This is a genomic window from Arthrobacter sp. Hiyo1, assembly GCF_001263615.2.
Classification (GTDB): domain Bacteria; phylum Actinomycetota; class Actinomycetes; order Actinomycetales; family Micrococcaceae; genus Arthrobacter.
Genome location: NZ_DF952477.1, coordinates 110,259 through 117,070 on the forward strand (window position 1 = coordinate 110,259; position 6,812 = coordinate 117,070).

Annotated in this window: 7 protein-coding genes and 1 pseudogene; 4 read left to right on the forward strand and 4 right to left on the reverse strand. The window is 62.5% G+C overall.

Annotated features, from left to right (window positions below):
- Window positions 1-168 precede the first annotated feature (168 nt).
- From AHiyo1_RS21905 to AHiyo1_RS21915, 3 genes and pseudogenes are all read right to left on the reverse strand, one after another.
- Entirely contained in the window at window positions 169-1,293 is a 1,125-nt protein-coding gene (locus tag AHiyo1_RS21905) for an FAD-dependent oxidoreductase (RefSeq protein WP_340639372.1), read from the reverse strand.
- Entirely contained in the window at window positions 1,286-2,014 is a 729-nt protein-coding gene (locus AHiyo1_RS21910) for a class I SAM-dependent methyltransferase (protein WP_059389989.1), read from the reverse strand. Before AHiyo1_RS21910 ends, AHiyo1_RS21905 begins: the two co-directional genes overlap by 8 nt.
- A gap of 13 nt (window positions 2,015-2,027) precedes the next feature.
- Window positions 2,028-3,162, reverse strand: a pseudogene (locus tag AHiyo1_RS21915) (type III polyketide synthase).
- A gap of 735 nt (window positions 3,163-3,897) precedes the next feature.
- Here AHiyo1_RS21915 and AHiyo1_RS21920 point away from each other — a divergent pair.
- Entirely contained in the window at window positions 3,898-4,158 is a 261-nt protein-coding gene (locus AHiyo1_RS21920) for an META domain-containing protein (RefSeq protein WP_059389990.1), read from the forward strand.
- A gap of 152 nt (window positions 4,159-4,310) precedes the next feature.
- On the opposite strand, the gene AHiyo1_RS21925 is transcribed toward AHiyo1_RS21920, so the two are convergent.
- Entirely contained in the window at window positions 4,311-4,493 is a 183-nt protein-coding gene (locus AHiyo1_RS21925) for a hypothetical protein (protein ID WP_059389991.1), read from the reverse strand.
- A 261-nt stretch (window positions 4,494-4,754) separates the two neighbouring features.
- Here AHiyo1_RS21925 and AHiyo1_RS21930 point away from each other — a divergent pair, with 261 nt between their 5' ends.
- The 3 genes from AHiyo1_RS21930 (at window position 4,755) to AHiyo1_RS21940 (ending at window position 6,736) form a co-directional block, all read left to right on the forward strand.
- Window positions 4,755-5,621: a PhzF family phenazine biosynthesis protein gene (locus AHiyo1_RS21930; RefSeq protein ID WP_059389992.1), complete on the forward strand. Its 867-nt coding sequence runs from the start codon at window positions 4,755-4,757 to the stop codon at window positions 5,619-5,621.
- 108 nt (window positions 5,622-5,729) lie between these two features.
- Complete coding sequence (locus tag AHiyo1_RS21935; protein WP_059389993.1) at window positions 5,730-6,164, forward strand: MarR family winged helix-turn-helix transcriptional regulator; 435 nt, start codon at window positions 5,730-5,732, stop codon at window positions 6,162-6,164.
- A gap of 5 nt (window positions 6,165-6,169) precedes the next feature.
- Window positions 6,170-6,736 carry a cysteine hydrolase family protein gene (locus tag AHiyo1_RS21940; protein ID WP_059389994.1) on the forward strand — a complete coding sequence of 189 codons (567 nt, stop codon included), beginning with the start codon at window positions 6,170-6,172 and terminating at the stop codon, window positions 6,734-6,736.
- Window positions 6,737-6,812 lie beyond the last annotated feature (76 nt).

Below are 6,812 nucleotides of genomic sequence, written 5' to 3' on the forward strand. Positions count from 1 at the left end.
CGCAGCACGGGATGGCCGACCTGCACGATGGGCGGGAGGCCTTCGAGGCCGAGCAAGTCCTGGACTGCGCTGCGGATTTCCGAGGCAGTAAACGTGGTGTCCGGGCCGGCAGCCAGAGGGCGGGTCTCAAAGTCCATGGATTGAGCTTAGTGTCAATGCATCGTGAATCTACGGGCAACAAGCTCCGAGAACATCGGCAAGGTGATGGCTCGGCCGATCACCGCGTTCCTTGCGTTGAGGACCTTCGGGGGCAAGGGGCGGCCCAGCGCCATGTTGAGGCTGGCCTGCCAGATGGCTTTCTTCGCTGCACGCTGCCGGTCCCGCTCGAATCCAGCGAGTTCCTTGGTGGCAGGGCCTCCCGCGGATGTTCGCAATGCTTCGCTGATGATCGGCGCCAAGGCAACGGCGTCCAACCAGCAGGTTCATCCCTTGGCCGCCGATCGGGCTGATCTCATGGGCGGCGTCTCCAATCAGGGCGACCCGTCCGTGGATCATGCGGGAGACCATCCGGGAGGTGACGCCGAACGCGCTGATCATCGTATTGCTTGCGGAATCCACCGCGCTGCCGGTCCGCTTCTTGATAAGTGCGGCGAGCGCATGGGGAGTGGGTTCCTGGCACGGCGCGCCAAGCCGGACCACCCACCGGCGGATGCCGTCGGGCAGGGGGAAGGACTCCACGATTCCTCCGGGCTCAAGGAAGAGGACGGCGTTGTCGCCGTACGTCGAGTCATCCCGGAAATCGCCCATGACGTAGTAGTCGGGATAGGTGCGGAGACGCGGCTCCAAACCCAGTCCCTCACGGACGGCGGAATGGACACCGTCGGCGGCCACGACGAAGCGGCCTAGAAATTCCACCGGAGCCCCCGATTTCTGTCCCCGCAGACGCAGGTGTCCGCCGTCGTCGACGACTTCCTCAACCTGCACCCCGCGGTGGAGGGCTCCCGGATCGAGGTCGATCACCCTGGACTCGAGGGCGTGGGTGGTGAGGTATTGCGGAACGGAAAGGATGAAGGGGTACTCGGCGGAGGGGCGGGCGAAGTCCATGTCGGCAACTTTCCTGCCACCGCTGTAAGCCGCACCGTGGGTGATGCGGACCCCGGAAGAGACCAAGGGATGTGCGGCACCTACTGCGTCCAAGGCCGCCAGGGCGGGAGGATGGATTCCTATGGCGCGCGTCTGGCGGCCCGACGTCGCGCGCCTTTCGAGAACCGCGACGCGGTGCCCGTTTTGCAGCAGCAGGGCTGCCATACATAGCCCGACAGGTCCGGCTCCAACCACCACGACGTCAAACATCACGGACCTCGCCGGGCCGGTAGACCAGCAGGCTGTGCCACAAGCCGCTCGGTTCAACCGTCCAGGCCGGGGGAGTGGCCGCACGAAGTTCCGCCGCGGTATAGCTGCGCCTGATGGACGTGAGGCCGTCGCCGTGGATGTAGGAACCGATGCCGAGGGGCCAGGATCCTGCCCAGAAAAGTGCGTAGGCCATGCGGCTGCGTTTGAGGTCGTTGTGGAGGGCAATCCGGCGGCAAAGCTGCTCGGAATCGTGAAGGAACGAGGCGAGTTCCGGGGTGGTCAGGTGGTGCAGGACATGGTTGGAAATAACGACGTCGAATGTGCGACCTTCTGACACGAGCTCCGAGCTGAGGGCCTTCCGGTAGCTCACGCCCTCCACCGGCGGAGCGGAGTTGGCGAACTGGAAGGCGCGCTCGTCCGGGTCGATTCCGGTGATTTCCAGCTGATAGCCGTCCGCCGCGGCACGACGAGCGAGGTTACGGGCGACGTCTCCACCGCCGCAGCCGATGTCAAGGACCGTGGTGGGCACCGCCGTCGTGAGCAAAGGCTTGATCCGTGAGCTGTAGGTGGCCCGCCAGCCGGAAACTACGGCGTTGACGATCGGAAACCGCGCGTAACTCCGGTTGAGCCGGTCAAGCTCGCAATCGGGACGGTCCATGTCTTCCACCGCGGTCACATCCCGTTCGCCGAGAAAGCCGCCAGCGCGGGGGTGGGCGAGCATCAGAGACCCGGCATCACAGAGTCGGGGAAACCCTGGTGAACAGTCCCGTCTCCACCGTGAGGCCGGGGCCGAATGCCATGGAACAGATGCGTTCCTCCCGCTCTGCCGGAGTTTGTCCCAGGATGTGTTTCAAGACGAAGAGCACAGTGGCGCTGCTCATGTTGCCGTAGTCGCGAAGGACGTCGCGGGCGGGAATCATCTGTTCTTCGGTGAGTTCAAGCTTCGATTCGACTTTGTCGAGGATGCTGCGGCCGCCGGGATGGATGGCCCAATGTGTAATGTCCCGGTAGGGGAGTCCTGCCAGGGAGGGGTCCCGGGCAAGCAACGGTTCGAGCGCGCCTGTGATGTGTTCCTCGATGATGTGGGGCACGTACGTGCCGAGAACCATTTCGAATCCTTCGTCTCCGATGTTCCAGGCCATGGCCTCTTCGCCGACTGGCGTCAGGACTGTCTCGAAGTGATCGAGCCTGATCACCGGGTCCGGCCCTTCGGGTTCGCGGGAAGTTACGACGGCGGCTGCCGCGCCGTCCGCAAAGATCGCCGAGCCCATGATGGTGTCCGGATCGTTTGAGGTCCGGACGTGGAGCGAGCAAAGCTCCACGCAGATGACGAGGACGACGGCAGAGGGGTCGGCCTGGCAGAACTGCCGGGCTGCGCGGAGGGCGGGGAACGCGGCGTAGCAACCCATGAAGCCGAGGTGATAGCGCTGTACCGCCGGGCTGAGTCCGAGGGCCCGGACTACTTTGTAGTCGGGGCCGGGATTGAAAAATCCCGTGCAGGAAACAGTGATGACATGGGTTATGTCAAGTAAATCGATATCGGGACATTTCCCGACGGCGCTTGGCGGCCTCGATGAACAATTTGGTGGCTTCGACGGCAAAGATTTCGTTGCGGACTTTGGTGCTGGGGCTAAGTACACGGCCCGTGGCAGGGTCGAAGAACGAGGGATTCTCGGAGTGGTTATCAAGGGACAATTCGGCGACGGCGGTGAATCGGGTATCGATTGCTGCTGAATCAAAACAGGTTCGCACCAGCCGGGATCCAAGCCGTGTCAGGCCGGGTTGAGATGCAAAAACGTCGCGCGCCTGTGGTTGCACAAGCACTGTGGGCGGTACGGCAGTTTCCAGAGACCTCACGTAGACCGGCATGCTTCATTGTTGGCGACGAAGATGCCGTTGACAATGGCAGGGCGTGGAAATGTGGACGTTTTGAGGGGCATCGGCTGTTTTCCGGGGAGCTGCTCCTCGACCGGTTTCCGGGTTTTCAAAGCTTCTGCGTCACAAATTGAGGCGATGGGCTACTAGTTCTAGTAGGAGCCCATTTGTCCGTTTCGCTGAGCTCACCGAGCGGCTGGACCGGTTGGCAATCGACAAAGGAACGGGTTCTCACAGCTACTCCCACTCTCGTGGTTTTAACGCCGATAATCTACATTATGTAAAGTTGCGAAAGACCGTTCGCCCGTTTCTGCGAATACATCCGCTTCTTCCGACGGCCGCACAGGTGCCGAAATCGGTCCTGCCAGACCCCCGCTTCTCCCCGGGGCGCAGTGGCAACCAAACCGGCGAACGAAGCCCAGTGACAAAGCCGCCGACCACGTATACGCTCCGATCAGCTTCCATCTTCAGGGGGATTCGATGAAGCATTCACGATTGTGGCAAAACACTTTTCGCCTACTATTTTTCGTCCTGCTAATGACTTCTTGTGCATCGGGCCCGGTAGGCGAAACAAGGCCGGACGTCCCAGCGCTTTCCCCGACCGTTTCCACGCCTCCAGTGGTTACGTGCACGTCGTTCCTGCCGTCCGCCCCATGTTCGCAATACGTCAGCATTTCGGGGACATCCGACGGCGTCACCCTGCCTTGGGTGGCGGCAGGCGGGCTGAGAGTGGAACTGTATTCCGTCAACGGGGTGCTTCAGTTCGCGGCGAAAACCCCGTGCAATCCGATCAGTGGACCGGCGACCATCACAGCGAACACCCTCACACTCGGCAAACTCGCGGCTGGAGCAATGGGCTGCGCCGGCGAGTCTTCTGCTCAGGAGCAATGGGTCACGCAATTCCTCAGTCGCCCCATAGAAATGTCGTTCGTGAAGGACACTCTGACCTGGACGGCTGGAGCGGACACGCTCAGCTTCAAAAGCAAATAGCAGGCGCTCGTTGTGGCGTTACGCTGCCCACCAGACGGAATTCCCGGCGGGGCTCCGCTGGTCCAGCATGGGGCTCCTCCCCCACCAGGATCCAAACCGCGATCGTTTCGAGTCCATATTCACGCCGCAACGCTTGCCACACACCGGCTGCCTCAGAACACATCCTCCGGATCCACCGTGGATGTTGCGTACTCCGGACACCCGGCGGGTCGATAACTCTGGATGGTGATGCCCCGGGGCGTCGTACGTGAGCTGAGCAGCTCCAGCGCCCGGTCCGGACCGGATTCGGGGAACAACCGTGTGCCCTGGCCGACGATCACGGGATAGGTGAGCAAATCGAGTTAGTCGACGAAGTCGTTGGCGAGCAGCCATCGGACCAGGACGCCGCTGCCCGGGACCAGCAGGTCGCCGTCCACTGAGACGTTGGTCGTTGTCGTCAACCTCATGTCGTTTCACCCCGTCGAACAACGGCCGCGGACCCCTTCTGGATCCACGCTACGTGCCCTCATTCTCCCAAGCCTTTACGCCCTTTGCCCGGTAGCGCCGTCGAACGCTGAATTCGGTCATGGCGGCGGCTTCCGTGCGACGATATCCGGATGGAACAGACCCCGGATGTGCTGCGCTATGCCGCCTTTACCGATACCCCCGAAGGAGGAAATCCGGCAGGAGTGGTCCTGGATGCAAGCGGCCTGGACGACTCACGGATGCAGGCAATCGCGGCTGAGATCGGGTACGCGGAAACGGTCTTTGTCACCGAGATGGCCGTTGACGGGGACGCCCGCCGAAACCGTGTGCGGTACTTCTCCCCCATCGCCGTGGTACCGTTTTGCGGCCACGCGACTATCGCTTTGGCTGTCGCGCTCTCAGGACGCGACGGTGCGGGAACCTTTGTATTCGACACCGAGGTAGGGCCCGTGGTGATTGAGACGGCGGGCCGCGGCACTGAGGCCACGGCAAGCTTCACGAGCGTGGAACCCCAAATTGCCGAGTTCTCCGACGGCGTCCTGGATTCCCTGCTCGGATTGCTCGGCGTGGGCCAAAGCGAACTGCACCCGGGCTACCCTCCGAAGGTCGCTTTCGCCGGAAACTGGCACCCCATCCTGGTCTTCGCCGAACGGAGCACCTTCGACTCCTACGTGTTCAACCCGGATGCCATGCGCGCGCTGATGGATGCCCAGGGCTGGGCCGGCACCGTCACGACGCTCTGCGAGATTGCTGGCGGCGAGTTCGACTCGCGCAACCTTTTCCCCGTGGGAACCATCACTGAAGATCCGGCGACAGGTTCAGCCGCCGCGGCTTTCGGCGCATACCTCCGGTTGCTTTCGCTCGTGCAGACCCCAACCCGAGTGATTGTGCACCAAGGCAGCCACGTCGGCCGCCCGAGTGTCCTCATGGTCGATATTCCCCCGCAAGGCGGAATTGTCGTGAGTGGCGAAGCTGTGGAGATCGCCGAGCCCACATAACCAGTCCAGGCCCCACAAAACCAGGATAGTAAGGCAACCTTTTCAGTTTGCCTTACTATCTGCTAGCGTCGTTGTTATGAACCCCACCCGGATACAGACGCGACGGGCATGCTCGAAGCTGCCGCGGAGCTTCGTGTCCTCATTGGCCAGTTGACCAGGCGGCTGCGTGAGCAGTCCCAAGTGGACAACCCGACCCAAGTGGACAACCTGACGAATGCGCAAAAGGCCGTGTTGATCCATTTGGATCGTGACGGTCAGGCCACCCTGTCCGCGCTGGCCCGCGCAGAGGGAATGCGTCCCCAGTCCATGGGCGCCATCATTTCCGCCCTTTCCAGCGCAGGACTCGTTGAGAGCGGCCCTGATCCGGCAGACGGCCGCCAGCGGATCTTGTCCCTCACAACCGAAGCCCGGAGGAGCATCAGCGCCAGCCGGGCGGCCAAAGCTGATTGGCTCTACCGCACCATCCAGTCCAAACTCACGCCGGACGAGCAGGAACGCTTGCCCGGCGCTATCCACCTACTCAAACGCCTTCTGGAGCCGTGATACCCATGCCCATCACCACGTTGGACCCACAGACCGCCCTCATCATCGTTGACCTTCAGCGGGGAATCGTTGCGTCCCCGAAGGCTCATCCCCTTGAGCCAATCGTGCGGAACTCCGCTGCACTGGCTGACGCCTTCCGCAGCCACGGACTGCCCGTGGTACTGGTGAACGTCACCGGCGGCGCGCCGGGCCGGACAGATCAAGGCAGCACTGCAGGAAGGGAGTTCCCCGCCGATTTCGCCGAACTCCTGCCCGAACTGAACCAGCAACCGAGCGATCACCTTGTCACGAAGAAGACCTGGGGCGCCTTCACCAACACCGGTCTTGGCACGCTCTTGGAAGACCTCGGAGTAACGCAAGTTGTCCTGACGGGTGTCGCCACGAGCATTGGCGTGGAATCCACTGCGCGGAGCGCCCACGAATCCGGCTTTAACGTCACCCTCGCACTCGACGCGATGACTGATTTGACCATGAACGCCCACGAAAACTCCGTCAGCACGATTTTTCCCCGGCTGGGCGAGACCGGCACGACGCAGGAAATCCTGGACGTTCTCAAAGCCACCCGGTCGTGACCGCGCGGGACGCCGCCCAACCATCGAGCCCCTCAGCTGACACGGGCAGCCGAGGGCTGACTCCCCCACGGAACGC

Excerpts from the sequence above, each read along its gene's own strand:
- AHiyo1_RS21905 (WP_340639372.1), bottom strand. The coding sequence starts at position 1,293 with ATGTTTGACGTCGTGGTGGTTGGAGCCGGACCTGTCGGGCTATGTATG.
- AHiyo1_RS21910 (WP_059389989.1), bottom strand. The coding sequence starts at position 2,014 with ATGCTCGCCCACCCCCGCGCTGGCGGCTTTCTCGGCGAACGGGATGTG.
- AHiyo1_RS21930 (WP_059389992.1), top strand. The coding sequence starts at position 4,755 with ATGGAACAGACCCCGGATGTGCTGCGCTATGCCGCCTTTACCGATACC.
- AHiyo1_RS21935 (WP_059389993.1), top strand. The coding sequence starts at position 5,730 with ATGCTCGAAGCTGCCGCGGAGCTTCGTGTCCTCATTGGCCAGTTGACC.
- AHiyo1_RS21940 (WP_059389994.1), top strand. The coding sequence starts at position 6,170 with ATGCCCATCACCACGTTGGACCCACAGACCGCCCTCATCATCGTTGAC.